At 63.5% G+C, this 24260-nt stretch carries 22 protein-coding genes and 1 pseudogene; 11 read left to right on the top strand and 12 right to left on the bottom strand.

The window, feature by feature from the left end; genetic code table 11:
- Positions 1-98: 98 nt before the first annotated feature.
- From ABID59_RS07120 to ABID59_RS07130, 3 genes are all read right to left on the bottom strand, one after another.
- The gene (locus ABID59_RS07120; RefSeq protein ID WP_354082902.1) at positions 99-1277 is read right to left on the bottom strand and encodes a phage major capsid protein; all 1179 of its coding nucleotides are present in this window, start codon (positions 1275-1277) and stop codon (positions 99-101) included.
- Between the two features lie 67 nt (positions 1278-1344).
- The gene (locus tag ABID59_RS07125; protein WP_354082903.1) at positions 1345-1980 is read right to left on the bottom strand and encodes a hypothetical protein; all 636 of its coding nucleotides are present in this window, start codon (positions 1978-1980) and stop codon (positions 1345-1347) included.
- Between the two features lie 852 nt (positions 1981-2832).
- Entirely contained in the window at positions 2833-3057 is a 225-nt protein-coding gene (locus ABID59_RS07130; RefSeq protein ID WP_354082904.1) for a hypothetical protein, read from the bottom strand.
- 141 nt (positions 3058-3198) lie between these two features.
- Between ABID59_RS07130 and ABID59_RS07135 the strand changes: the two genes are divergently transcribed.
- Positions 3199-4791, top strand: coding sequence for a tyrosine-type recombinase/integrase (locus tag ABID59_RS07135; protein ID WP_354082905.1), 1593 nt, complete (start codon positions 3199-3201; stop codon positions 4789-4791).
- Positions 4792-5315: 524 nt separating this feature from the next.
- Here the strand turns inward: ABID59_RS07135 and ABID59_RS07140 are convergent.
- From ABID59_RS07140 to pncA, 6 genes are all read right to left on the bottom strand, one after another.
- The gene (locus ABID59_RS07140) at positions 5316-5630 is read right to left on the bottom strand and encodes a hypothetical protein (protein ID WP_148749254.1); all 315 of its coding nucleotides are present in this window, start codon (positions 5628-5630) and stop codon (positions 5316-5318) included.
- A gap of 296 nt (positions 5631-5926) precedes the next feature.
- Complete coding sequence (locus ABID59_RS07145) at positions 5927-6253, bottom strand: hypothetical protein (RefSeq protein WP_354082906.1); 327 nt, start codon at positions 6251-6253, stop codon at positions 5927-5929.
- Positions 6254-6489: 236 nt separating this feature from the next.
- Positions 6490-8340: a dihydroxy-acid dehydratase gene (gene ilvD, locus ABID59_RS07150; RefSeq protein ID WP_354082907.1), complete on the bottom strand. Its 1851-nt coding sequence runs from the start codon at positions 8338-8340 to the stop codon at positions 6490-6492.
- A 630-nt stretch (positions 8341-8970) separates the two neighbouring features.
- Positions 8971-11004, bottom strand: coding sequence for an NAD(+) synthase (locus ABID59_RS07155; RefSeq protein ID WP_354082908.1), 2034 nt, complete (start codon positions 11002-11004; stop codon positions 8971-8973).
- 139 nt (positions 11005-11143) lie between these two features.
- A complete protein-coding gene (locus tag ABID59_RS07160) occupies positions 11144-12262 on the bottom strand; it encodes an alpha/beta fold hydrolase (protein ID WP_354082909.1) in 1119 nt (372 codons plus the stop codon).
- Between the two features lie 13 nt (positions 12263-12275).
- A complete protein-coding gene (gene pncA, locus ABID59_RS07165; protein ID WP_354082910.1) occupies positions 12276-12902 on the bottom strand; it encodes a bifunctional nicotinamidase/pyrazinamidase in 627 nt (208 codons plus the stop codon).
- Between the two features lie 270 nt (positions 12903-13172).
- On the opposite strand from pncA, the gene glk reads away from it, so the two are divergent.
- From glk to ABID59_RS07180, 3 genes are all read left to right on the top strand, one after another.
- On the top strand, positions 13173-14141 hold the full coding sequence (gene glk, locus ABID59_RS07170) for a glucokinase (protein WP_354083117.1): 969 nt from the start codon (positions 13173-13175) through the stop codon (positions 14139-14141).
- A gap of 143 nt (positions 14142-14284) precedes the next feature.
- Positions 14285-14488 carry a hypothetical protein gene (locus tag ABID59_RS07175; protein WP_148749261.1) on the top strand — a complete coding sequence of 68 codons (204 nt, stop codon included), beginning with the start codon at positions 14285-14287 and terminating at the stop codon, positions 14486-14488.
- A gap of 112 nt (positions 14489-14600) precedes the next feature.
- Positions 14601-14789: a hypothetical protein gene (locus ABID59_RS07180; protein ID WP_354082911.1), complete on the top strand. Its 189-nt coding sequence runs from the start codon at positions 14601-14603 to the stop codon at positions 14787-14789.
- A gap of 83 nt (positions 14790-14872) precedes the next feature.
- Here ABID59_RS07180 and ABID59_RS07185 read toward each other — a convergent pair whose 3' ends face one another.
- Positions 14873-15250, bottom strand: coding sequence for a response regulator (locus ABID59_RS07185; protein WP_148749262.1), 378 nt, complete (start codon positions 15248-15250; stop codon positions 14873-14875).
- A gap of 111 nt (positions 15251-15361) precedes the next feature.
- Positions 15362-16174 carry a Spy/CpxP family protein refolding chaperone gene (locus tag ABID59_RS07190; protein WP_354082912.1) on the bottom strand — a complete coding sequence of 271 codons (813 nt, stop codon included), beginning with the start codon at positions 16172-16174 and terminating at the stop codon, positions 15362-15364.
- 486 nt (positions 16175-16660) lie between these two features.
- Between ABID59_RS07190 and ABID59_RS07195 the strand changes: the two genes are divergently transcribed.
- The 6 genes from ABID59_RS07195 to ABID59_RS07220 all read left to right on the top strand — a co-directional run bounded on the left by ABID59_RS07195 (position 16661) and on the right by ABID59_RS07220 (position 22776).
- Positions 16661-18001 (top strand): ABC transporter substrate-binding protein, encoded by a 1341-nt coding sequence (locus ABID59_RS07195; RefSeq protein WP_354082913.1) that lies wholly within the window; start codon positions 16661-16663, stop codon positions 17999-18001.
- Between the two features lie 145 nt (positions 18002-18146).
- Positions 18147-19088: a carbohydrate ABC transporter permease gene (locus ABID59_RS07200; protein WP_148749264.1), complete on the top strand. Its 942-nt coding sequence runs from the start codon at positions 18147-18149 to the stop codon at positions 19086-19088.
- On the top strand, positions 19088-19993 hold the full coding sequence (locus ABID59_RS07205) for a carbohydrate ABC transporter permease (protein ID WP_148749265.1): 906 nt from the start codon (positions 19088-19090) through the stop codon (positions 19991-19993). The genes ABID59_RS07200 and ABID59_RS07205 overlap by 1 nt, the downstream gene beginning before the upstream one ends.
- 6 nt (positions 19994-19999) lie before the next feature.
- Positions 20000-21100, top strand: a complete 1101-nt coding sequence (locus ABID59_RS07210; protein ID WP_148749266.1) for an ABC transporter ATP-binding protein — start codon at positions 20000-20002, stop codon at positions 21098-21100.
- 34 nt (positions 21101-21134) lie between these two features.
- Entirely contained in the window at positions 21135-22124 is a 990-nt protein-coding gene (locus ABID59_RS07215; protein WP_354082914.1) for a hydroxyacid dehydrogenase, read from the top strand.
- Positions 22125-22290: 166 nt separating this feature from the next.
- Positions 22291-22776, top strand: a complete 486-nt coding sequence (locus ABID59_RS07220; RefSeq protein ID WP_354082915.1) for a hypothetical protein — start codon at positions 22291-22293, stop codon at positions 22774-22776.
- Here the strand turns inward: ABID59_RS07220 and ABID59_RS07225 are convergent.
- A pseudogene (locus ABID59_RS07225) lies at positions 22777-23273 on the bottom strand (DUF1993 domain-containing protein).
- A 113-nt stretch (positions 23274-23386) separates the two neighbouring features.
- On the opposite strand from ABID59_RS07225, the gene ABID59_RS07230 reads away from it, so the two are divergent.
- A complete protein-coding gene (locus tag ABID59_RS07230) occupies positions 23387-24181 on the top strand; it encodes a transporter substrate-binding domain-containing protein (protein WP_354082916.1) in 795 nt (264 codons plus the stop codon).
- Positions 24182-24260 lie beyond the last annotated feature (79 nt).

The raw sequence follows: 24260 nt of genomic DNA on the forward strand, positions 1-24260 counted from the left end.
CGTCACCGCGCAGCCGGTGCGGTCCGGCGAGAGGTTGTCGCAGGACAACCTCGATTTTCGCCGCGCGCACAGAAGGGCGCGCGGCGAAACTTGTTGCATCATCGCGCGGTGAGCGCGACGAACGGCGACCTGGTCGATGAACCGCTGTAGGGTGTGATCGGCGAGGAATAGATGCCCTTGCCGTCGACGCGCCACGTGAACTTGAACACAACCTCGTCATTGTCGAAACGGGAGTGGAGCGAGAGCGCTGTCCGCTGGCCGCCGTCGATGATCTGGTACTGCGTCGGGTCGACCAGCGCGATATCCCCGACCTGGCCGAGCGGAGGACTTTGCTCCAGCACGTGGACTGGCCGGCCTTTCAAGAGCGGATATGGATTGCCGCCGGTGCCGGCCGGCATGTACAGCGCCGGCCCCGATGCACCGCCGAGATTTTCGAGCTCGCCTTCCGCATCCTCATTGCAGAGCCAAACCGCGCGGCGCCGGCATGGCGCAGGCAGTCGCGACCACATCTTCTTGACATTCTCGCTGACGATCGAGGCGGCCGCTTGTCCGCCTTCCTTGGCAATCGTGATCAGGCAATCCGATTTCAGCATTCCCTGCGGCGTGCCGGCGCCCGTGCCACTGAGGACGGCCTGGTCAAGCTTGAAGCCGGCTTCCGCCGCAAATCCCCTGCTGATGAAACCACCCAGAAGCGATACGTCAGACAGCAGTTCTCGGCTGCACCGCACCAGGATGATGATCTTGTGGCCGCTGAACTCCAGCAACTTCACGCGCGGCCAGGAGCCGGCGACGGAGGCCGATTCCGCTGCCCAATACGATACGAAGCCGCCCCAGCGCGCACCGTCGGCACGGCTTGTTTCATCCACGGCCGGCAACTTCACATCCGGGCGCTCGGCTTCCTCGATGTCGACCATCTGCGCAAGGACGCTGGCGTCATAGGCCGATTCCCGGAGCTGATCGGACCAACGAGGCCCCACCAGAAAGCCTCCAGAGGTGGGATCAACTTCACTGGCTGCGCGGAGCAACCGCGCATCGGGCGGGCCGTCGTTCGCGTTTGCCACGAGCTGAAGAAATTCGCCGAATGCCCGCTGTGCGCCGAACCGCGCGCGCCGCACATCCGCTCCCAGGCTTTGCCCTTCGGCAGGCACTCCCGCGATACGTTCCGATTTGGGCTGAGGCGACGGCTGCGGCATCGTGGCTGCTCTCGCGGCTGCTCTGGTGATGATGGACTTCAATGTCTCGGCAGGTCGTTTGGCCGGTGAGCGAAGGTTCGGCATTGGTTTCAAGATCCCCTTGATGACTGGTAGTTGAACCTGATCCTTCAGTGAGCCAGCGCTTGCGCCGTCACCACTCAAGCCCTTTGATGGCCGGAAGGCCGTTGCGCAGCTCCTGCAACCGAGCGGGCACCGTCGTTTGATCCGGCTCCAGCCGCATCTGGCGCGCGCGCTCCTGAGCCTCGCGAATTGCGTGTTGGCGGGCCTGAATGGACGCTGCGTTGTTTACTGTGTAGTCGACCCGCTTGCCGGTGATGCGATTCGTCTCCGAGCCGTTGGAATACCCGAATTGCCTGAAGCAGGCTTCGTGGGCGTCATCCATCTCGCTCACGAACAGCGCGATCTCAGGATGCGCCGTCGACAGCAGCTTCGCCTCGGCCTCACGGAGCGCGGCGTCGTGGGCAAAGCTGGCGGTGCTTATCGCTTGGCGCGCCTGCTGCGCACGATCACAGGCTTCGCGCCACCGCCGCTCCGCCGCAATGGCCTCGGCTTCTGCCGCCTCGCGAGCGGCGCGCAGCTTGGGAAAAGAAGCCCCCGCCGCCGCGTCGAGCTCGGCGAGCTTCTTGGCCGCGGACGTGCGGAACGCAAGAACGTCCTTTTGCCGATCGGCGATCGCCTTCTTTCCGATTTCGGAGTTGAGGAGCGTCTCCAAGATCAGTTTGTCGTCGGTCAGCGCCGCACCGGACATTTTCGGAATGATGTTCATCGCCGCCTCTCATACTGAGCTTGGGGAGAAACCATCACGATGCACTGGTCAAAAAAACCGGTTTATTCTGACCAGCGGTCCGCCAACAAAATCAATCGCTTGCATCGCCAAGCAACTTGCGGAGGCTCTCGAAGCTGTCCGGAATCGCGTCGTCGAGCGATAGCGCGTCAAAGATCATCCGCTTGTCGTTGCTGCGCACAGAGGCTCAGAGCATCTTGTTATCGATTACCGTCCTAGCGAAGCGGCACTGCCGCTGTTCGGCGCCGGCACGATGGCCGACGGTAAAATGAAAATCATCAGGACTTGGGATCGAGCGATGCGGAGACGCAACAGCATCTGCTCCGTGGTCAGCCGAGACGCGGCCGTACGGGACATTGCGATCCAGTACGACGGAAGCCGCGTGCTTCGTCGCAGCTGTGGTGAGACCTTCGATTTAGACGGGCCGTTCTGGCTCGATGTCTACGGCGAGATAGCAGGGCAGCGGTGCATGAAGCGCGCCGCATGGCAGCGCGCCGGTTTCCGAACCGAAGGGAGTGCGTGATCACATGTCAAATCTTGGTCGGCGCCCCTGGTAAGTAAGGGGGATTAAATCTCTGCAGCCTTGGAGAGCAGCTACCGCATATGGTGCCACGCGGAGAAATTTTTTCTGGAGCCGAAGTTTTGATTGATCATCGGTTTTTCAAGCTAATCAAACGGCGAGCGATCGCGCTTGCGGCGTTGCTGATGGCCGCAACCGATCGCGGCTTCCGCGGCGTTGCGCGTCGGGCCACTCTCGTTGATCGCGGGCCTTGCGCGGTGGCGAGACCATCTACGCGTGATCGAGCATCCCGTCGCCGATGGGGGCATTTATTTTCACGGCGTGCATCGGGGAATCCACTGTGCCACAGTGAGTCTGCTCGGATCGACATGCTCGCCGACGTCGGCGGCGCGGATGAGCGATCTCAGCTTTGCCCGCGCATCTTTCAGGCTGCCATGAAATGTCAGCCGATAGCGCTTCCCGTCGATCCTATATTGAAGGCGATGAACATCGTCGCCGCGGGTTTCGATGCCACCGTCACCGTAGCTGCGCTTGCTCATTTGAGGCGCTCCAGATTGCCCTGAATTCTTTCCAGTATCGCTGGGCCCAACATATCGCGGAGAGCGTCGTCTCTTGTCGTGACGCTACCTGCTTCAAATCGGCCGAACATGCGGCCTATTTCGGCAAAGGCCGAGGACACCATGGCTTCGCCGCGCACCATCTCCGTAGGGACGGCCGGCGGCGCAAGCGTATCTTCGGATGACCGGGTCGTCCATGCCCAGCGTATCGTGCCGGAGCCAGGCCGGCCGATGCTTACGCAGCGCCCGCCCGATCGCGTCGGCGCGCTGCGATGCGTTTCCTCCCAGGAAGGCGCCAAGCTCCCGAAGCACGGCCAGGGCGCGCTCCCGCGCCAGGCGAGCATGCCAGGGACGCGAGCCCGATGGCCCACACAGTCCGAAGGCCTGGTCCAGCTCGAGCGCGCCGGCGGCGCGCACGTATCGCTCGAAGTCTGCGAGCACCTCCAGCGCAACGTCGGTCGGAAGGCCTTCCGCCTGGTCGCACGTGCGCCGCAGCTGGTCGAGCGTTATGGGCAACGAAGGCCTGCCTCCGAAAACAGATCCGCCCCGATCCGCCCCATCACCGCGCAGCGGCGTGAGCAATACAAACCCTCGCGCACAAGGCCGGCGCGCGCTTTGCCGCTGGGATTGCGGGCAGTGAAGGGCTTGGTGCAGTGCTCGCAAACGCGCTGCCGACGCGCCATTGCGTTGGCGGTTCAGCAATGGATCGCCGCCGGCGCGCCAGGCCGCAAAAAGAAGAAAGTCGGGCAGCGCACGCTCGAGCGATATGAGCAGCTTTTGAATACGCACGTTGCGCCAACGATCGGGGCGACCGCTCTTCAGCAGTTGCGGGCAACGGCAATTGACGAACTCTATAGAGGCCTCGAAGGCAAGATCGCGCCTCGGACTGCCCATCACGTGCACGTCGTGTTAGGCGCGGCGCTCGGCACGGCTCACCGGACACGATTAATCGTTGTGAACCCGATGGCTCATGTCCAGCAAATCCCCGACCCGAATGCTGGTGCTGAGACCGACGACGAAAGCGACGATCTTGGCGAGGGGCTTGAGGAAGCTGAGCTCGCCGCACTCATCGCCGGCTTCAAGCCATCGAGCTTATTCCCTATCGTCGCCTTGGCGGCGGCTTCTGGCGCCAGGCGCAACGAGCTGCTGGCGCTCCGATGGGCGGACATTGATTTCGACAAGAAAAAATTGCGCATCGAGCGCGCCCTCGAGCAGACGAAAAAATTTGGGATCCGCGTCAAGCCTCCCAAGACAAAGCGCGGTTACCGCACTATCGACATTGACGGTGCCACCATAGGCGTATTGCTCGCGCACCGCGAAAGCCACCAGCGGCTATCGGCAGGGATTCCAGACGACGCAGCCGTCGATCTGACGCTCGTGCGACTGCCCGCCAAGGCGCTCGTTTTTCCAGCGGTGCCGGAGCGCGGCGCAGGTGTCGACTTTACCAAACCGCGCAACCCGAGGAATTTCTCAAAGGAGTTTGCCAGGCGTGCCGGCGTGATCGGCTTCGGGGCAACCAGATTTCACGATCTCCGAGGCGTTCACGCAACTGCTCTACTCGACGCCGGCATTCCGGTGCACCGGGTGGCTGAGCGCATAGGCGACGATCCGGCAGTCGTGCTCAGAAATTACGCGAAGCGAAAGCGGGCAAAGCGTGCTGATGAATCCATGTCGACGACGCTGGCGGCGCTCGCCACCGGCTTTCTAGGCCAGTGATCCCCCTTCTCGGGGACAATTTTGGGGCCAAACCAGATAGAACAGTAAGCTACTAGGTGGACGCGGGCGGATTAGAGCGTCCCAAAAGTTCAATAAAACCAAACGGAACAACACTGGAAGCAACGAGGCACAACGCGGCCATTAGTTTTTCAAGACCGGTGCCTTAAACCACTCGGCCACCCTTCCAAGACTTGAAATTGCTAGGCTTTTCGCCGCTTCGCAGAGAACATTTCGAGGACTCTGCTACCGCTTTGCTACCCAACGTCGTCGGTGCGCTTCTTTATGGCGGCTCGCATGGCGTCGTCAACCGCTGCGGCTGCCCCACCTGCATGTTCGGCATCAGGTGTGAATAGAGTGGCCTGCCATCGGCGTGCGTAGGCGTATGGCGGACAGGGCGAGGCATGCCGCCATCGAAACAAGGCGCCGGCCGGTATCAAATTGTCGATTACTGGTAGGTCGGAGCGCACGCGGGCTACTGCGCGTCGTGTGCGGACGAAGGGAGCCCGCCGTTTCACGCATCTTTGCTAATTGGCGGTGCTGCCGCTCTTGTTGGCGGTGCTGCCGCTCTTGGCCTTGGATGACTGCTTCACAACCGGCTTGGCCGGCGCGGCCGACTTCTTCGACGCATCATCGCCGCGGGCAGTTCCCCACGGATCGACCGCCTTCTGGTCCGGAACATTGTTGAGGGAGCGTTGATAGGCGCGCGCAGCCCGCTCATCGTCCGCCTTCTGTGTCGCCGTCTTCGCCTTGGGCTCTTCGCCAGGCCCTAGCATATGTTCCTCCGCCAGCGCGGGGGCGGCCATCAGGGCAAGCAAGACGGCGACGGCGATTTTGTGCATCGAGAAACTCCCCGTTCTGCGACGAGCATAACACCGCGCCGATTGCGGTAGCAATGCAGCCGGGCGTGAGTTGGATATGACGCTGATCGGACGATCTGTCAGGCGCGCGTCAGTTTGGTCCTCTAGCCTCGATCAGGACTGGTGACACCTCCCAGGGCGTCGCCGGTCGCGAGGCCCGGTTGGAGTCACCTCTATTTCCGGGCCTCGTTTGGCTTCGCCCGCAAAAGAAAACGCGGCGCCTTTTTGGGGGCACCGCGCGAAGTCTGCTTGTTGCGTTCGTCTCTGGTTGCGTTGGCTCAGTAGCCGCAATTGCTGCAGCTCGGCGCCACCGGCGCGTAATAGGAATAGCCCGGCGAGACCATCTCGACGCGCTGGCGCGTGGCGTATTGCGGCGGGATGCGCTCGTACTGCACGCTCGGCGGCGCCACCATCACGGTCTGCGGCACCATCACGGTGCGGTACTGCGCCGGTGAACGATGCGCAACGGTCGCACCGGGCGACACCATCACGGTCTCGTCGACGGCGCGGTATTGCGGCGCGACGTATTGCTGCTGATAGCAGGTCGTGCACGGCTGCGGTGGCGCGTAGCAATTGTAGCAGCCGGCGGAGGCCGCGGTGGTCATGGCAATGGCAGCGACGACTGTTGAGAAAACGACAGCAAGAGTACGAGACATTGTGGTAGCGCCCCAGTTGCCCGAAATGGATTTGCGAAGGTCGCCGCAGTATACGCCGCAAAACCCATGGCTGCCGAAGTTCGTCGGGGCATCCTTAATGCGAACGGCCGGCTTTCACCGGCCGTTCAGAACTTGTTGACCATGCACGACCGCGACGTTTGCGATCGCGCCCGTACAAGACGCGCCTACTTCGGGCGCCGCTTTACTTCGCGCACCGCGCCGCGGGCCGCGCTGGTGGTGAGCGCAGCGTAAGCCTGCAGCGCGGTCGAGACGTTGCGCTTGCGGGCTGCAGGCTGCCAGGCGGCATCGCCCTTCGCGTCTTCGGCGAGACGGCGCGCAGCGAGCTCCTCGTCGGAGACCTCGAGGTTGATGCTGCGGTTCGGAATGTCGATGGCGATACGATCGCCGGTGCGAACCAGACCGATGTTGCCGCCTTCAGCCGCTTCCGGCGAGAGATGGCCGATGGACAGCCCCGAAGAGCCGCCGGAGAAACGTCCGTCGGTGACGAGCGCACAGGCTTTGCCGAGGCCCATCGATTTCAGATAGCTGGTCGGATACAGCATCTCCTGCATGCCGGGGCCGCCGCGCGGGCCTTCGTAGATGATGACCACGATCTCGCCGGCGATGACCTTGCCGCCCAGAATGCCTTCGACGGCCGCGTCCTGGCTCTCGAACACCCGTGCGGGGCCGGAGAATGTCAGGATCGAGGCATCGACGCCTGCAGTCTTCACGATGCAGCCGTCCTGCGCGAGGTTACCGTAGAGCACGGCGAGGCCGCCGTCCTTGCTGAAGGCGTGCTCGAGGTTACGCACGACGCCCTTCTCGCGGTCGGCATCGAGCTCGTCGTAGCGGCGCTCCTGGCTGAAGGCGACCTGGGTCGGGATGCCGCCGGGCGAGGCACGGAAAAAGGTACGCACCGCCTCGCTTTTCGAGCGCTTGATGTCCCAGCGCTCCAGCGCCTCGTTCATGGTCGGCGCGTGCACGGTCGAGACCGAGGTGTCGATCAGGCCGGCGCGATCGAGCTCGCCCAGGATGCCCATGATGCCGCCTGCGCGATGCACGTCCTCGACATGCACGTCGGCAACTGATGGTGCAACCTTGCACAGCACAGGCACGCGGCGCGACAGCCGGTCGATATCCTGCATGGTGAACGCGACCTGCCCTTCATGGGCGGCGGCGAGCAGATGCAGCACGGTGTTGGTCGAGCCGCCCATCGCAATGTCGAGCGTCATGGCGTTCTCGAACGCCTTGAAGTTCGCGACGTTGCGCGGCAGCACAGAGGCGTCGTCCTGCTCGTAGTAGCGGCGGACGAGATCGACGATGGTGTGACCGGCCTCGACGAACAGGCGCTTGCGATCGGCGTGGGTCGCGACGACCGTGCCGTTGCCGGGCAGCGCCAGGCCGAGCGCCTCGGTCAGGCAGTTCATCGAGTTCGCGGTGAACATGCCCGAGCAGGAGCCGCAGGTCGGGCACGCCGAGCGCTCGATCACCTTGACGTCCTCGTCGCTGACCTTGCTATCGGCCGCGGCGACCATGGCATCGATGAGATCGACGGCCTTGGTCTTGCCCTGCAGCTTGACCTTGCCGGCCTCCATCGGGCCGCCCGAGATGAACACGGCGGGGATATTGAGCCGAAGTGCGGCCATCAGCATGCCGGGCGTGATCTTGTCGCAATTGGAGATGCAGACGAGCCCGTCGGCGCAGTGCGCGTTGGCCATGTACTCGACGCTGTCGGCGATCAGCTCGCGCGACGGCAGGCTGTAGAGCATGCCGTCATGGCCCATGGCGATGCCGTCATCGACCGCGATGGTGTTGAATTCTTTCGCGACGCCGCCGGCCTGCTCGATCTCGCGGGCGACGAGCTGGCCGAGGTCCTTGAGATGGACGTGGCCGGGCACGAACTGGGTGAAGGAGTTGACGACCGCGATGATCGGCTTGCCGAAATCCGCATCCTTCATGCCCGTTGCGCGCCAGAGGCCGCGGGCGCCCGCCATGTTGCGGCCGTGGGTGGTGGTGCGGGAGCGATAGGCTGGCATGGCGGTTTCCGTCCTCGGGTTTGGGTGCCTGAGCGGAAAATATCGAAGCCGCCTCAGGCCTTTCCGGCCGGATAGCGCACGGGGTGGGCGGGCGCAACGAGAACTTGCCTCTGATAGCCCCGGATTGGTCTATCGCAGGCCTCCCCTGCTTCCGGCGCGTGGGCACAGGCAATCTCAGCCGTCATGCCCGGGCTTGTCCCGGGCATCCACGTTCTTGATGCCGCCGAAAAGGTCGTGGATGGCCGGGACAAGCCCGGCCATGACGGAGCATTTACTGCAAAGTCGGATCGAGCCGATCGCGGAGCCAGTCGCACCTTGCTGCTTTCAGGCGCATGCATCCGCGCGCAAAATCAAGCGCGATTAAATCCGTAGTGAACCGGAATGGAGTCCTAACCCTGTCTCGCGTACATCGCGGGACATCGATCGGCGGCCTTCCAAGGGCATCACCCTCTGATCGCGCACCACGGGGTTGGGGGACCATCTGGGGCGGGGGATCAAAGGCTGGGGCAAGGTTACGAGGTCCGGACTCCTAGGCACTCCGGACCTCGTGCTTTCTTCATCGAACGCAATTTCGCACCGCCGGCTCTGTGAGCCGTGCGGCGCGAAGTCGTTCTGGACTGCCCTCTCCACTTACTTCGGCACGTTCCGCTCGAGATCCTCGAGCCAGGCCGCAGCACTCGAATCCGACGGCGCACGCCAGTCGCCGCGCGGCGACAGCGATCCGCCGGCCGAGACCTTCGGTCCGTTGGGCATCGCCGAGCGCTTGAACTGGCTGAAGGCGAAGAAGCGGCGCAGGAACACTTCAAGCCAGCGCCGAATTTCCGGAAGATCATAGGCGCGGCGCTTGTCGGCCGGGAATGCCGGCGGCCATTCGCCCTTGGCGACGTCCTTCCAGGCCTGGAACGCCATGAAGGCGATCTTGGATGGCCGCAGGCCGAAGCGCAGCGTGTAGAACAGGTTGAAATCCTGCAGCTCGTAGGGCCCGATGGAGGCCTCCGTGCTCTGCGGCTTCTCGCCCGGCTTGACTGGGACCAGCTCCGGCGAGATCTCGGCCGACAGGATCGAGCCCAGCGTCCCGTTCACGTCACCGCTGAATTGCTTCGAGGCGATCACCCAGCGGATCAGATGCTGGATCAGCGTCTTCGGCACCCCGGCGTTGACATTGTAATGCGCCATCTGGTCGCCGACGCCATAGGTGCACCAGCCGAGCGCGAGCTCGGAGAGGTCACCGGTGCCGATCACGATGCCGCCATGGTGGTTGGCGAGCCGGAACAGATAGTCGGTGCGCAGGCCTGCCTGCACGTTCTCGAAGGTGACGTCGTAGACCTTCTCGCCCGTGCCGAAGGGATGGCCGATATCTTTCAGCATCTGCGTGGCGGTGGTGCGGATGTCGAGCTCCTGCCAAGTCGTCTGCAACGCCTTCATTAGCGCCAGCGCATTGGTCTTGCTCTCGCTGCCGGTGGCAAAGCCCGGCATGGTGTAGGCCAAAATATTCTCGCGCGGCAGGCCCAAGAGATCGACGGCCTTGGCGGCGACGATCAGCGCATGGGTGGAATCAAGACCGCCTGATACGCCGATCACGACGCGCTTGGTGCCGGTCGCGCGCATGCGCTGCACGAGGCCCGCGACCTGGATGTTGTAGGCCTCGTAGCAATCCTGCTCGAGCAGGCTTTCATCGCTCGGCACGAACGGGAAGCGCTCGACCTTGCGCAGGAAGCCGATGTCGGCCGCAGGCGGCTTCAGGGTGAAGCTAACTTTGCGGAAACGGCCCTCGCGCTGCCGGCGATTGTCGTCGAACGTGCCCATCAGGGCGCGCTCCTGCCTCAGCAGGTCGAGGTCGACGTCGGCCAGCGTGATCTGGCCCGCCTGCCGGAACCGCTCGCCCTCGGCCAGCAGCACGCCGTTCTCGTAGATCGAGGTCTGGCCATCCCAGGCGAGGTCGGTGGTGGATTCCCCTGCCCCGGCGGCGCAATAGACATAGGCCGCAAGGCAGCGCGCCGAGGTCGATTGGCACAACAGCGCGCGCGAACGCGCCCGGCCGATCGTGATTGGGCTGCCCGATAGATTGATCAGCACGCTCGCACCGGCCAGCGCAAGCTCGGAGGCGGGCGTCACCGGGATCCACATGTCTTCGCAGATCTCGACGCCGATGGTGAGGCCGGGAACATCTTCGGCCGCAAACAGCAGGTCGGTGCCGAATGGCGCGTGGAGCTTGCCGATGGCGATCGCCTCGCCCGCGATGCCGGCGCCGGAGGCGAAATGGCGGCCCTCGTAGAATTCGCGATAGGTCGGCAGATAGCTCTTGGGCACCACTCCCAAAATGCTGCCGCGGTGAATGACGGCGGCGCAATTGTAGATGCGATTGCCAAAGCGCAGCGGTGCGCCGACGATCAGCACGGTCATCAGCGCCGCGGAGGCCTCGACGATCGACGCAAGCCCGCGCTCGACGGCGTCGAGCAGCGGATCCTGCTTGACGAGATCCTCGATCGCATAGCCGGACAGGCACAGCTCGGGAAACACGGCCACCGCGACCGATTGCGCGTCGCAGGTTTTGGCCGCCGCCATGACCGCCTTCGCATTGGCCGCGGGATCGGCCACATGGGAGGTGGTGACGCAGGCCGCAACGCGCGCAAACCCGTGGGCGTAGATCGAGTGGAAGCTCATCGGGCAAAGGACCCTTAAATCTTGCCGGACCGGCCGCCGGCGCTGGACTCTATGTAGCCCATCGACCGCGCCCCGTGCAGGCCATCCGCCATCATGCATAACCGCTTTGCAGCTTCGCCGGCCGGCTTTTTTGGCAGAATCACGCGCTGCGCGCGAGCACGCCCGAGAGGTCGTTGCGCAGCCATTCCGCGATCCGGGGCCACGCGTGCGCATGGGTCCGCGCGCCCATGAACAGCCCGAGATGGTTGCTCGGCTCGGAAGCGGCTGCGACGAAAGCCGGCGGCGTACCGATGAGGCTGGCGGCCGCGAGCGCCTGCGTGGCCGGCACGACATCGTCGTCGAGCCCGGCCAGCAGGAAGACCGGCGCCTTGACGTCCTTCAGGTCGATCGCGCGGCCGAGTGCCGTGAAATTGCCTGACGCGATCCGGTTCTCTCGAAAGATCCAGTTGACGATCTGGAGATAATAGGTGCCCGGCAGGTCGAGCGTCTCGGTGTTCCAGCGCTCGAAGCGCGCGAGCAGGGCCGCGCCCTCCGCGTCCGAGAGGTCTTTCTGCAACGACGCCGCAACGTCGTCACGGCAGGGCGCCTTCGACCAGACCCGCAGCATCTCCTCGCCGCTGACATTGCCGCCGCCGCGCGCGACGAGCTGGTCGTAGACGATCCCGGGGGCGTTGCGGGCGAGTTGGGACAGCCTGGACTCGACCGAGAGGTCGACCGGCGCACCTGCCAGCACCAGCCGCCGCACCTTGGCCGGAAACCGCGCCGCATAAAGCAGCGACAGCCAACCGCCCTGGCACAGGCCGACCAGATCGACCGGCGCGCCGATCTCGTCGACGGCGACGTTGAGATCGCCGAGATAGCTGTCGATCGAGAGATAGCGCATGTCAGGCGTGGCCGAGCGCCAGTCGGTGAGATAGATCCGGTCGATGCCGCCCTGTTGCAGCGACTGCATCACGCTGTGACCGGGTGCAAAATCGGCAATCAAGGCCCGATGCAGCGCATAGGGCGCGCAGACCAGAGCCGGCTGACCGGATCGCGTCCGCGAACAATCGCGCAGCCGCATGGTGGCGAGCTCCAGCGCCACGATGCCGGGTGTGGTCCAGGGAAGGTCGCCCTCGCCCTGCTCCGCCGGGCCGCGCTCCAGCCACCAGAAGCAGGCGTCCATGGCGAGACGTGCCGCCGCAAACGGCCACAGCACGGGGTCATCGGAACCGCGCCCCGCTCCACCGGGCTGTTGACCGCTCTTCCCCGCCGCCATTACCGCATCATCCTCACAAAAACGCCTCCAGGCTGACCACGGAGATGCCGAGCTCCCTGAAGCTGTGATGGGTCGCTGCGACCGAGCCGTCGAGGTCGATGCCACGGCAGGCGTCCTCGATCACGGCAACCTCGAATCCCGCCTTGCGCGCATCCTCCGCGGAAAAACGGACGCAGAAATCGAGCGCCAGGCCGGCGACGAAAACCGTCTTCAGCTCGCGCTCCCTGAGATAGCCGAGCAAACCGGTCGGCGTCCTGTGGTCGTTCTCGAACAGCGCCGAATACGAATCGATCCCGCGGCGGAAACCCTTGCGCACCACAAGGTTCGCGCGGGCGACCTCAAGCTCCCGATGGAATTCGGCGCCGGCCGTGCCCTGGACGCAATGCGCCGGCCAGAGCACCTGGGTGCCGTAGTCGAGCTCGATGGTCTGGAACGGCTGGCGGCCCGCGTGGTTCGGCGCGAAGGAGACGTGGTCGCCCGGGTGCCAGTCCTGCGTCAGCACCACATTGGCGAATTTTTGGGCGATCCGGTTGATGGCGGGGACGACCTTCTCTCCGCCGGGAACGGCGAGCGCCCCGCCCGTGCAGAAATCGTTCTGCACGTCGATCGCCAGCAGCACGTCGCGGTCGGTTATCTTCATCGCAAGGCCCCATGTCGTCCGTCCGGCGCACCAGGCGCAGGCCGCTGTCGTCAATGTCGATCTTCCCGCGCCGCTTCGCAACCTCCGACACCCTGTAACGATGTCGCGCGAACGGCCGGCTGATCCTCCTGGATGCAACGCTTTGGCCTCGTCCGTGTTGACTAGCTGTACCCGAGGGCGGAATCTCTGATATCCGCGGCATACGGATCGCGGCGAAGGCGTGGAGGAAAGGGTTCCCAAAGCCTGCAAGGCTAAGGTAGCCAAATGGTCATGAGTATCGGCAAGACAGGAAACATTCTTCTCGCCGATATCGGCGGTACCAACGCGCGCTTCGCGCTGAGCAATGGCAAGCAGATCGGACCGATCGACTATGTGAAGGTCGCCGACCATCCGACGGTCCGCGAAGCCATCGCCGACGTGCTGCGGCGGGCCGACAGCGAGAAGCCGGTCAGGGCCGTCCTCGCCGTCGCCGGTCCCGTCACCAATAACCGCTGCGTCATGACCAACAGCCCCTGGGTGATCGACGGCAACGAGCTTCAGTCGGCGCTCGGCTTCGACAGCGCCCACGTGCTCAACGATTTCGAGGTGGTGGCCTGGTCCCTGCCCGCCTTGCAGCCGGCCGACCTGATTCCGCTCGGCGGACAGGATGGCATGTCCGGGGAGCCGCTGCTGGTGGTCGGGCCCGGGACGGGTTTCGGCGTCTCCTGCCTGGTCGAGCGCCATGGCTCCCGGCTGGCCGTCGTCACCGAGGCCGGTCATGCCACCCTGCCGGCTGAGACCGAGCGCGAGGAGCGCGTCATCGCCGCCATGCGCCGGCGCTTCGGCCACGTCTCCATCGAGCGCGGCGCCCTCTCCGGCTCGGGGATGCAGTCCCTCTACGAAGCGATGGCCGAGGTCGATGAAGCCCAGGTGCCCCAACGCGATGCGGCGGCGGTCACCAAGGCGGCGCTGGACGGGACTTGCGAGCTCAGCCGCGCCACGCTGGAGATGTTTTGCGCCATCCTCGGCTCGGTTGCCGGCAACCTCGCGGTGACCTTCGGCGCCAGAGGCGGCGTCTACATTGCCGGCGGGATCGTGCCGCGCTTTCCGGAATTCCTTTCGGCTTCAGCGTTCCGCGCGCGTTTCGAAGCCAAAGGGCGCTTCCAGGACTATTTGCGCAATATCCCGACCCGTCTCGTCATGAAGCCCGATGCAAGCTTCGTCGGCCTGAAGATGTTCGCCGACCACAATCTGGATTGAGGCGCGCCGGACCTCGCACTCTCCGTTAAGCAATTCACAGCTGATTGCAGCACTCGCGCGGTTCCACGCAGGATCGTGCTTGCCCCGTTGTTTCCGATAAGCAAGAATTCAAGGAGTGTGTGGCGTAGGTACGGGGGCGTGACATGCGTAAGCAGGATGTGGGCTTCGACTATCACCGCTATCACCGGCTGCTGACCGAGGCAGACGATGACGACAAGCGCATGGCGCTGATCGAGCTGTTGATCGAGGAGAAGGCCCGGGACCGGTTGGCCGCCCAGCGCGCCTCCGACCGCGCCGCCATGACGGCCCACACCATCGCCACGGTGCTAAATGCCGGCCGCAACTAAGGCTTGCAGGCCCCCTGTCGCGTGGGCAACAAGTCCGCGATCGGTTGCGATTCCGTTAACGATCTCTCGCAAGCCTATGTCAAACTCTTTGCTCTAAGAGTTCCCTCACCTGATGCAATTCAGGATCAACACAGGGGGAATGAACATGAGCATGATTTCGCTCGCCGAAATGCCGGCTGCCGTCCAGACCCGGTCGACCGACTATTCTCTTAAAGCCATTATCATCTTCTGCGGCATGGGGCTCATCGCCTCGTTCGGCCTGATGGCGCACGGCGTTGACCTCAGCGCAGGCCTGATCTGAGACACTGACGACTCTTTCGTCCTAAATGGCCGCCCCTGTCGGGCGGCCATTTTCGTTGGGCGATGTCGCGATCGTTGACAGTGTCAGTGGGGGGCCTTCGCGGGCGTATCGGGAAACAGCGAGTCGATCATGATCCTGAGCTGGTCGAGCGCAATCGGCTTGCGCAGGATCGGCCGGCGCCGCAGCAGTGACGGCAGCAATTCCGGCCCATAGCCCGTCGCGAACAGGAACGGCTTGCCGCGGCGCTCGATCAGATCGGCGACCGGATCGACGTAAACACCCATCAGATTGATGTCGAGGATCGCGAAATCGTACTGCGCGGTCATCGCAAAGGCGCTCGCATCGCGCACATTGTCCGCTTCCGCGACGACATGGTGACCAAGCTCCTCCACCATGTCAGCCATCATCATCCGGATCAACGCCTCGTCTTCGACCAGGAAAACGGAGAGCCTGTCCGCCATTATCAACCTCTCAGCCGCCTTGCGCAGCTAAGCATACCCCATTTGCGAGAAGGATTCACGAATTCGTGGCCTTCAAATTCCACCAATGCATGCAATCCGACTCAAGCTTGATCAATCCAGGCCGCGCTCATGGCTGAGGCGCACCATCTCCTGGATGAACACCTGCTTCTGCTTGTCGTCGAGGCTCGAGAACAACGGTTCGGCGGCGTCGGCGACGTTGCGCTGATCGGAGGCGCGGTCGATCAGGAATTGCGCCTCGTTGCGCATCTGCTCGATGATGTCGTCGGGCGGATCCCGCTTGGCGCGCTCGATCCGCAGGTTGAGCCGCTCGGCGCCGTTATGCCCGAGATAGTGCATCGCGCTCGAGAAGCCGAACCAGTGCTTCTCCTGATCGGGTGTGAGGTTCAGCTCGGTCTTGATCCGCTCGATGTAGGAATCGCTGTTGGAGACAATCTGGTCGGCGGTCAGTTGCGGCGTGCCGGGCTGGGTCAGGACCGTAACGTCCTTATCCCCGGTATCCGCTGGAGCGTTCTTGGCCTCCTTGCCCGCCTTGGCACCCTTGCCGGCTTTCGCGCTCTTGGCATCCTTGTCCTTGGCGGCGCCCGGCTGCTTTGAGTCCTTCGCATCCTTGGACGCATCCTTGCTCGCGTCCTTGGCAGCCGGCGCCTGACCATTGTTGTTCCCGACGCCGAGCACACCGGTGAAGACGCCGACCACGCCGCCGATGGCGCCGCCGAGAACGCCACCGACGGGACCTGCCGCCTTGTTACCGGCCGCAGCGCCGTCCTGAACGCCCTTGACCAGACCTTGTGCATTCGCAACTGCGGCCGCGCCGATCAGCACTGTCACAACGGAGCCGAGCGCGAGCCATCGTCGCAGGCGAAGCCGTACAGGCGGCGCCGGGGTGATCTTCTGGGTCTTCATCTCGATCTGCTTGCCCTCTGGAAACGGCAGGCCTCCTGCCGGTTGCAACTCTATCGTTTTCGCCGCGCCGAGGTCTAGGCGCAGACCATCGCTGTCCCCGTTTGAAAGGCCTTTGGCACGAAGCGGTTATGCAGGCTTATTCGGAACTGCGGCGTAATTGCGCACGGATCGTCCCCAGCTGTCGCACTCCGAAGTGTGCGTCGCAATAAGAGCAGCGGTAGCTCATGCTCGGCTCATGCTCGGCGCACGCCGCAGCCTTTCCCTACACAACGTTAGTTCTAGAGAGTGAGACGTTCGGCTTTCTCGACAGACGTAATCAATCATGATCTGATCGCGCTACCAATTAGCCGTGTCCCGCGCGTGATTAGCCGCCCGGGGATAACGACGCCAACAAGAAACGTCCAACAACAAAATCAAAAAAAAACAAACTCAGGAAAGTCAGAGGAAACGAAAGAATAATAAAACACACCAAGGCGAGGAAACGAGATGTCACGCAAGACACTGACACGACGTCAATTTATGGCAGCCACTGCAATGTCCTCCACGGCGTTGATCGCGGCGCCCTATGTCCGAGGCGCTTACGCCGCCGGCAAGCTCTCGATCGGCTTCTGGGACCACTGGGTGCCCAACGCCAACGACGCCTCCACCGCGCTCGTCAAGGAATGGGCCGACAAGGAGAAGGTCGAGGTTTCGATCGACTACATCACCAGCAACAACAAGAAGATTGAGCTGACCGCAGCGGCCGAAGCGCAGGCCAAGTCCGGTCATGACATTCTCCAGATGCCGAGCTGGTGGCCGCACGCCTATTCAGAAAATCTCGAGCCGCTCAACGACGTCATGGAGCCGCTCATCAAGCAGAATGGCGAGGTCAACGGCACCGTCAAATATCTGGGACAGTCGGGCGGCAAATGGCTCGCCGTGCCCGCGACGCCAGGAAGCCAGATCAAGGGTCCCTGCTCCCGCATCGATCTCATGAAGAAGCATGCGGGCATCGACGTGCAGGAGATGTATCCGGCCGGCAGCCCGCCGAAAGCCGACAACTGGACGATGGAGACGTTCCTGAAGGCGGCGGAAGCCTGCCATAAGGCCGGCTTCCCGTTCGGCATCGGTCTCGGCGAAACCACCGACAGCGTCGACACGGCGGGGGCGATCTTCCAGTCGTTCGGCGCCGAGCTCGTCAACGCCAAGGGCGATGTCACGGTCAAGACCGACGAGGTGCGGCAAGCGCTCGAATTCTACAAGAAGCTGATCGCCGTGCTGCCAACGGATGCGCCGTCCTGGGATGACGCCTCCAACAACAAATGGCTGATCTCGGGCCGCGGCGCGATGATCCTCAACCCGCCAAGCGCCTGGGCCGTCGCCAAGCGCGACGCACCGCAGGTCGCCGAGCAATGCTGGACGCACGGCTTCCCAGCCGGCCCGAAGGGACGCTTTGCGCCGTTCCTGCCGTATTTCTGGGGCGTCTGGAGCTTCGGGAAGAACAAGGAGGCGGCCAAGAGCCTGCTCATCCATCTGTCCTCGCCGGCGGCGATTGAAAAATTCGTCGCGGCGAGCGGCGGCTACGATCTCCCCGCCTACGCGAACATGACGAAATTCAAGACCTGGGCCGAGGAAGGGCCGCCGAAGGGCACGCTCTTCCACTATCCGGATCCCTACAAGCAGCAGACGATGTCGATCGCAGCGTCGCCGGCGCCGCCGAAGATCGCCCAGCAGATCTATTTCCAGGCGACGCTGACCAAGATGGCGCTGCGCTTTGCGCAGGGCGAGAAGATGGACACGGCGCTCGCCTGGGCCGAGGGCGAGTGCGAGGGCTTCATGCGGACCTGAGCCGGGTGTGTGCCATGGCGGTTCGCGCTTTCGGGCGTGAGCCGCCAAGGCGCGCTTTCGTTCCGTCCGCATGTTCCTGAGGCCGACCGCTCGCCGGCTTCACCGTTGAACGTCCCTCAGAAAGTTTGACCAGAAAGTCAGATTCATGGCCGATGTCGTCGTAGAGCAAGGTCGCCGCGCTCGTGCCGCAAGCCCCCGCAAAAAGAATGCGAGCCTGCGTAATGTGCTGGGTCGGAAATCGTCCGTGGCGTTCTTCCTGACGCTGCCGCTGATCCTCCTGATCGCGCTGCTCGTGCTCTATCCTGCCTTCTATTCGCTCTACCTGGCGACACTGAACAAGGCGATGACGAAATTCGTCGGCCTCGGCAACTTCACCTTCCTGTTCAAGCGCGAGACGTTCTGGATGGTGGTGAGGCAGTCCTGTATCTTTGCGATCACCGCCGTATTCTTCAAGGCGCTGATCGGCTTCATCGTCGCGCATTTCGTCCACAACATTCCGGGCAAGAAGCAGCGCAAATGGCGCGGCATGCTGCTGGTGCCCTGGGTGATTCCGCCGGCGATGAGCACGCTGGCCTGGCTCTGGCTGTTCGATCCCTCCTACAGCGCCTTCAACTACACGCTCTCCTTCTTCGGCGTCGGTCCCATCCCCTGGCTCGGTGACACCTTCTGGGCGCGCTTCTCCGTGATTCTCGTCAATGTCTGGTACGGCGCGCCGTTCTTCCTGATCATGTATCTCGCCGCGCTGAAATCGGTGCCTGACCAGCTCTACGAGGCCGCCGCCATCGACGGCGCCAACTGGTGGCAGAAGATGTGGTACGTCACGCTGCCGATGATGCGCAACATCATCGCCATCACGACGCTATTCTCGCTGATCGTCACCTTCGCCAATTTCGACATCGTGCGCATCCTGACCTCGGGCGGTCCGCTGGACCGGACGCATCTGTTCGCCACCTGGGCGTTCCAGGTCGGCATCCAGAGCAACGATATCCCGCTCGGCGCCTGCGTCTCGCTGTTCATGGTGCCGATCCTTGCCGTCGCAGCGATCTTCATCCTGCGCGATGTCAATAAACGTGGGAACGAAGCCTGATGAGCACGCTCGTAATCGACAAGGCTGGACCAACTCGCAAGCTCGGCAGCATGAGCCGGGACCGTATCTGGGCGCTGCGCTGGTCCTATTTCTTCCTGGTGCTGTTTGCGATCTTCTTCCTGACGCCGCCGGTCTACATGCTGATCACCTCGCTCAAGAGCAGCGCGGAGATTTCGGCGGCGACCAATCCGTGGTGGGTGTTTCACCCCACTTTGTCGAACTATGTCGAGCTCCTGACCTCGAACCAGTTCCTGCGGTTCTTCTGGAACTCGTCGATCATCTCGATCGTGGTCGTGATCGTCACCATGCTGATCAGCATCCCCGCGGCGTTCGCGTTGGCGCGGATGAAGTTCTGGGGCTCGGCGACGCTCGCGACTGGCGTCTTTCTCACGTACCTCATCCCGGACAGCCTCCTGTTCATTCCGCTGTTCAAGATGCTGGCGGTGATCCAGGACTTCACCGGCATCACGCTGCTGAACCGCTGGTACGTGCTGGTGTTCATCTATCCGACGCTGACCGTGCCGTTCTGCACCTGGATCATGATCGGCTACTTCGCCTCGATCCCGAAGGAGCTCGATGAGGCCGCGATCATCGACGGCGCTTCCTGGCTCCAGACCCTGCTGCGGATCTTCATTCCGGTGGCGCTGCCCGGGCTGATCGCGGCGACGATCTTCGCCTTCACCGTGTCCTGGGCCCAGTTCCTCTATCCCCTGGTGTTCACGACATCGATCGACCAGCTCGTGTTGCCGGTCGGCATCACCACCACGTTGATCAAGGGTGACGTCTTCAACTGGGGTCAGATCATGACCGGCGCACTGCTCGGCGCGGCGCCGCCGCTCGTCATCTACGCCTTCCTGATGGATTACTACATTGCCGGCCTGACCGCCGGCGCGACAAAGGGTTGAATGTTCATGGCTGACGTTGCATTGCGGAAGGTGGTCAAGCGTTACGACGATGTCGAGGCCGTGCGCGGTATCGACCTTGATATCGCCGACCATGAGTTCATCGTGCTGGTCGGGCCCTCCGGCTGCGGCAAGTCGACCACGCTGCGCATGATCGCGGGACTCGAGGATATCAGCGACGGCGACATCATGATCGGCGGCGACATCGTCAACGACGTGCCGCCCAAGGACCGCGACATCGCCATGGTGTTCCAGAACTACGCGCTCTACCCGCACATGACGGTCGCCGAGAACATGTCGTTCGGACTGCGGCTGAAGCATTATCCCAAGGCCGAGATCAAGGCGCGGGTGACGGAAGCCGCACGTCTCCTGGACATCACCGATCTGATCGACCGCAAGCCCAAGCAGCTCTCCGGCGGCCAGCGCCAGCGCGTCGCCATGGGGCGCGCCATCGTGCGCAATCCAAAGGTCTTCCTGTTCGACGAGCCGCTGTCCAATCTCGACGCCAAGCTGCGGGTGCAGATGCGGATCGAGATCAAGAAGGTGCACCAGAAGGTGCGCACCACCACCGTCTACGTCACCCACGACCAGGTCGAGGCGATGACACTGGCCGACCGCGTGGTGGTGATGAACAAGGGTCGCATCGAGCAGATCGGCACGCCGAACGAGCTCTACCACAAGCCGGCGACGCGCTTTGTCGCAGGTTTTATCGGCTCGCCCGCAATGAACTTCATCCCGTGCCGGCTGGAAGATGCCGGCAGCACGCTGCAGATCCGCCTGACCGACCGCATCGCCTTTGCGCTGCCGCCGGCGCGCGCCGCGCGCTACAACGCGTTGCCGCGTACCGACAAGCTCCTGCTCGGGGTCCGGCCGGAGCATCTCACCGAGGCGCACGCGCATCTGGATCCCGGCATCGAGAGCTTCGATACCGTGCTCGACGTGACCGAGCCGATGGGGATGGAGACGCTGGTCTATTTCGGGCTCGACGGCACGCCGGTCTGCGGCCGCGTCAATCCCAATGCCGGCGCCAAGGACGGGGCTCCCATGCGTTTGGCGATGGACCTCAATAACATGCACCTGCTAAACGAGGAGACCGGCGTCGTACTGTGACGCCGCTTCAAGAAACGCAAGCAGGCGGGGAGCAATGGCGACCAACAAGAAGAAGATTTTCGTTACACAAACTTTGTCGCAAGGGGCACGCGCCCTCCTCACCCGGCGGGACGATATCGAGCTCGTCGAGTTTCCGAACCTGATCTCCGCCAAGGATTTCGAGGCCTTGCTCAAGAGCCATGCGCCAGTCCACGGCGTGGCGCTGGGTGCCACGGCCTTCGGCGAGACGGAGCTCCAAGCTTCCCAGGACATGAAGGTGGTGACCCGGATCGGCGTCGGCTACGACGCCGTCGACGTGCCCGCCCTCTCCCGCCGCAAGGTGCCGCTGATGGTCGCGGGCAGCGCCAATTCACCGTCCGTCGCCGAACAAGCCCTGTTCATGATGCTGACGCTGGCCAAGCGCGCGAATGAAATGCACGCCTGCGTCAAGGACGGCCAATGGGCCAACCGCCTCGCCATGCTGCCGTTCGACCTCTACGGCAAGACCGTGCTGATCGTCGGCTTCGGCCGCATCGGCACCCGCACCGCCAAGCGCTGCCTGGCGATGGAGATGAAGGTGCAGGTCTATGATCCCTACAAGGGAGCCGCCGAGATCAAGGCCGCCGGCTGCGAGCCGGTCGCGGATCTCGACGCGGCGCTGCCCAATGCCGACTTCGTCACCATCCACTGCCCGAAGACGCCGGAAACCATCGGCCTGTTCGATGCCGTGCGGATCGGCCGGATGAAGCCGAGATCCTATCTCATCAACACCGCGCGCGGCGGCATCGTGAAGGAGCCTGCGCTGTACGACGCCCTTGTCTCCGGCAAGCTCGCCGGTGCCGGTATCGACGTGTTCGAAGTCGAACCGCCGCCGGTCAGCAATGCGCTGTTCGCGCTGCCCAACGTCATCATGGCCCCGCACGTGGCGGGCGTCACCGTCGAGGCGGTGAGCCGCATGAGCGAGCAGACCGCGCGCAACATCCTGAGTGTACTGGACGGCGATCCGATCCGGCAGAACATCATCAACCAGGACGTGCTGGGCTGAGGTGAATCCGAAGGCGGCCACACCGCCCGCCTTCGGACGGCCAGAATGCGTCCCATTTTGGTGCAGATCGGGCCCCAACTCAGCCTTAATCAAACCCGCGTAATGTATCCGGCCGCGGCGGCAGTGGGACAGACTTTGCCGGCCGCGTCGAGCTGGAGGATGGACCTTGTCAGAGATCGACCCGACCGACCAAGCGCTGGCGACCATCGCGAGCATTTTCGAGCACCCCGAGCCCGTTCTCGTCGTCCGCGACACCGAGACGGAAACGGTGGCCGCCGATGACTATGCGGTCGCAGACGAGCATCATGCCTCCGACGATCATCAAGCCTCCGACGAGCATCCGGTGGTCGAGGAGCAGCCGCTGGTGCCCGACCACACCGACGCCGACGGCTACAGCAAGGTCGGTCCCGGGCCGATGGTGGCGATCCGCCTGAAATGGGCGGTCCATCGCGGCGACGACGGCCAATACTACGTGCACGAAACCATCGGCGAGCAGTCCGCCCCCGTGGTCAGCGGCCCGATGACCAGCGAGGCCGCCGTGCATTTCGTCGACGAACACGAGAACGAGGCGCATCGGCGCTTCGAGCTGCTGCGCAGCGAGATCGCCGGCCGCAGCTCGCTCGCCGACTACGAGCGCAAGGGCGAAGCGTAATTACTTCCTTCCCAGGAAATCCTTCTTCACGAGCTCGACGCCCGCGTGCCGCAGCAGGTCGTACGCGGTCGTGACGTGGAAGAAGAATTGCGGACGCTGTTGGTGAGCAGCAGCGTCCGCCCGGTAAAGGGCAGCTCGGTCCCATTTTTGAGCCTGAAGAAGACCTTCAGCTCCGCCGCCGCATCGATCTCGGCGCGCGGCAGGCTTTCAATGAATTCGATTGAGGTGGCGATCCGCGCCTGAAGCCCGGCCATGTCGTGCTCCAGCGGCGGCAGCGCGACTGGTTCGCACTGCGCCAGCAAGGCCGGAGCGACGGTGGCGTGGCGGCAGGCCTCGCCGATCTGCTGCGCCAGATCGTACATGTTCGGCGCCATGCGCATGCCGAGGAGGACCGCCGGATTGAACTTGCGGGTCTCGGCATAGGCAACGCCCTTGTCGAGCAGGACGGAGACATTGCGCAGGTAAGGCACGAACAGGCCGACCGAGGCCTCGTACATCGAGATCGTCACTTCAAGATTCCCTTCAATTCCGCCTCGCCAGAAACTGGCATCTGGTCTAAATCCACGTTCAAGAGCTGCACAATGACAGCTTGGGCATAGGTGGAAAAGAGATGACCGTTCGAATAACCGTTCGAATCCTGGCGGCCTTGGCCGTGATGTTGCTGCCAAACCTCTCGGCGCACGCGCAGCAGCCGGCGCCCTCGCGCCTCGACGAGATCATCAAGCGCGGCACGTTGCGCGTCGGCATGACCGGCGACTACAAGCCCTTCACCTACCTGGACAAGGCCACGCAGCAGTTCTCCGGTTTTGACGTCGACATGGCGGAGGCGCTGGGCAAGGCGCTCGGCGTCAAGGTCGAATACGTAGCCACCGCCTGGCCGAAGCTGATGAAGGATTTCGAGTCCGACCAGTTCGACATCGCGATGGGCGGCGTCTCGGTCACGCTTGACCGCCAGAAGAAGGGCTATTTCACGATGCCGATCATGCGCGAGGGCAAGACGCCGATCGCGCGCTGCGCCGACGCCGGCAAGTACCAGAGCATCGCCGATATCGACAAGAAGGGCACCCGCGTCATCGTCAATCCCGGCGGGACCAATGAGCGTTTCGCGCGCGCCAACGTCAAGGACGCCGACATTACCGTCTTCCCCGACAACACCGCGATCTTCGACGAGATCGCCAAGGGCAACGCCGATCTGATGATGACGGACGCCTCCGAGACCCGCTATCAGCAGAAGCAGCATTCAGGCGTGCTCTGCGCGGTGCACCCCGAAAAACCGTTCGACTTCTCGGAGAAGGCCTACTGGCTCCAGCCCGACGTCGCGCTGAAGGCTTTCGTCGACCAGTGGCTGCACATCTCCATGGAGGACGGCAGCTACAAGAAGATCTACGCCGCCTGGTTCGACTAACTCGCGTTCCTGTCGCTTGCCCGGTCAAACTTTGGGCTGGCTCCGGGCCTATTGAACCCGGAACCGCCGGAAGGCGACT

Origin of the sequence: Bradyrhizobium sp. S3.3.6 (assembly GCF_040546905.1) — a bacterium.
Lineage (GTDB): Bacteria > Pseudomonadota > Alphaproteobacteria > Rhizobiales > Xanthobacteraceae > Bradyrhizobium > Bradyrhizobium cytisi.

Excerpts from the sequence above, each read along its gene's own strand:
- ABID59_RS07120 (WP_354082902.1), bottom strand. The coding sequence starts at position 1,277 with ATGCCGAACCTTCGCTCACCGGCCAAACGACCTGCCGAGACATTGAAG.
- ABID59_RS07125 (WP_354082903.1), bottom strand. The coding sequence starts at position 1,980 with ATGAACATCATTCCGAAAATGTCCGGTGCGGCGCTGACCGACGACAAA.
- ABID59_RS07130 (WP_354082904.1), bottom strand. The coding sequence starts at position 3,057 with ATGAGCAAGCGCAGCTACGGTGACGGTGGCATCGAAACCCGCGGCGAC.
- ABID59_RS07135 (WP_354082905.1), top strand. The coding sequence starts at position 3,199 with ATGGCTTCGCCGCGCACCATCTCCGTAGGGACGGCCGGCGGCGCAAGC.
- ABID59_RS07140 (WP_148749254.1), bottom strand. The coding sequence starts at position 5,630 with ATGCACAAAATCGCCGTCGCCGTCTTGCTTGCCCTGATGGCCGCCCCC.
- ABID59_RS07145 (WP_354082906.1), bottom strand. The coding sequence starts at position 6,253 with ATGACCACCGCGGCCTCCGCCGGCTGCTACAATTGCTACGCGCCACCG.
- ilvD (WP_354082907.1), bottom strand. The coding sequence starts at position 8,340 with ATGCCAGCCTATCGCTCCCGCACCACCACCCACGGCCGCAACATGGCG.
- ABID59_RS07155 (WP_354082908.1), bottom strand. The coding sequence starts at position 11,004 with ATGAGCTTCCACTCGATCTACGCCCACGGGTTTGCGCGCGTTGCGGCC.
- ABID59_RS07160 (WP_354082909.1), bottom strand. The coding sequence starts at position 12,262 with ATGGCGGCGGGGAAGAGCGGTCAACAGCCCGGTGGAGCGGGGCGCGGT.
- pncA (WP_354082910.1), bottom strand. The coding sequence starts at position 12,902 with ATGAAGATAACCGACCGCGACGTGCTGCTGGCGATCGACGTGCAGAAC.
- glk (WP_354083117.1), top strand. The coding sequence starts at position 13,173 with ATGAGTATCGGCAAGACAGGAAACATTCTTCTCGCCGATATCGGCGGT.
- ABID59_RS07175 (WP_148749261.1), top strand. The coding sequence starts at position 14,285 with ATGCGTAAGCAGGATGTGGGCTTCGACTATCACCGCTATCACCGGCTG.
- ABID59_RS07180 (WP_354082911.1), top strand. The coding sequence starts at position 14,601 with ATGCAATTCAGGATCAACACAGGGGGAATGAACATGAGCATGATTTCG.
- ABID59_RS07185 (WP_148749262.1), bottom strand. The coding sequence starts at position 15,250 with ATGGCGGACAGGCTCTCCGTTTTCCTGGTCGAAGACGAGGCGTTGATC.
- ABID59_RS07190 (WP_354082912.1), bottom strand. The coding sequence starts at position 16,174 with ATGAAGACCCAGAAGATCACCCCGGCGCCGCCTGTACGGCTTCGCCTG.
- ABID59_RS07195 (WP_354082913.1), top strand. The coding sequence starts at position 16,661 with ATGTCACGCAAGACACTGACACGACGTCAATTTATGGCAGCCACTGCA.
- ABID59_RS07200 (WP_148749264.1), top strand. The coding sequence starts at position 18,147 with ATGGCCGATGTCGTCGTAGAGCAAGGTCGCCGCGCTCGTGCCGCAAGC.
- ABID59_RS07205 (WP_148749265.1), top strand. The coding sequence starts at position 19,088 with ATGAGCACGCTCGTAATCGACAAGGCTGGACCAACTCGCAAGCTCGGC.
- ABID59_RS07210 (WP_148749266.1), top strand. The coding sequence starts at position 20,000 with ATGGCTGACGTTGCATTGCGGAAGGTGGTCAAGCGTTACGACGATGTC.
- ABID59_RS07215 (WP_354082914.1), top strand. The coding sequence starts at position 21,135 with ATGGCGACCAACAAGAAGAAGATTTTCGTTACACAAACTTTGTCGCAA.
- ABID59_RS07230 (WP_354082916.1), top strand. The coding sequence starts at position 23,387 with ATGACCGTTCGAATAACCGTTCGAATCCTGGCGGCCTTGGCCGTGATG.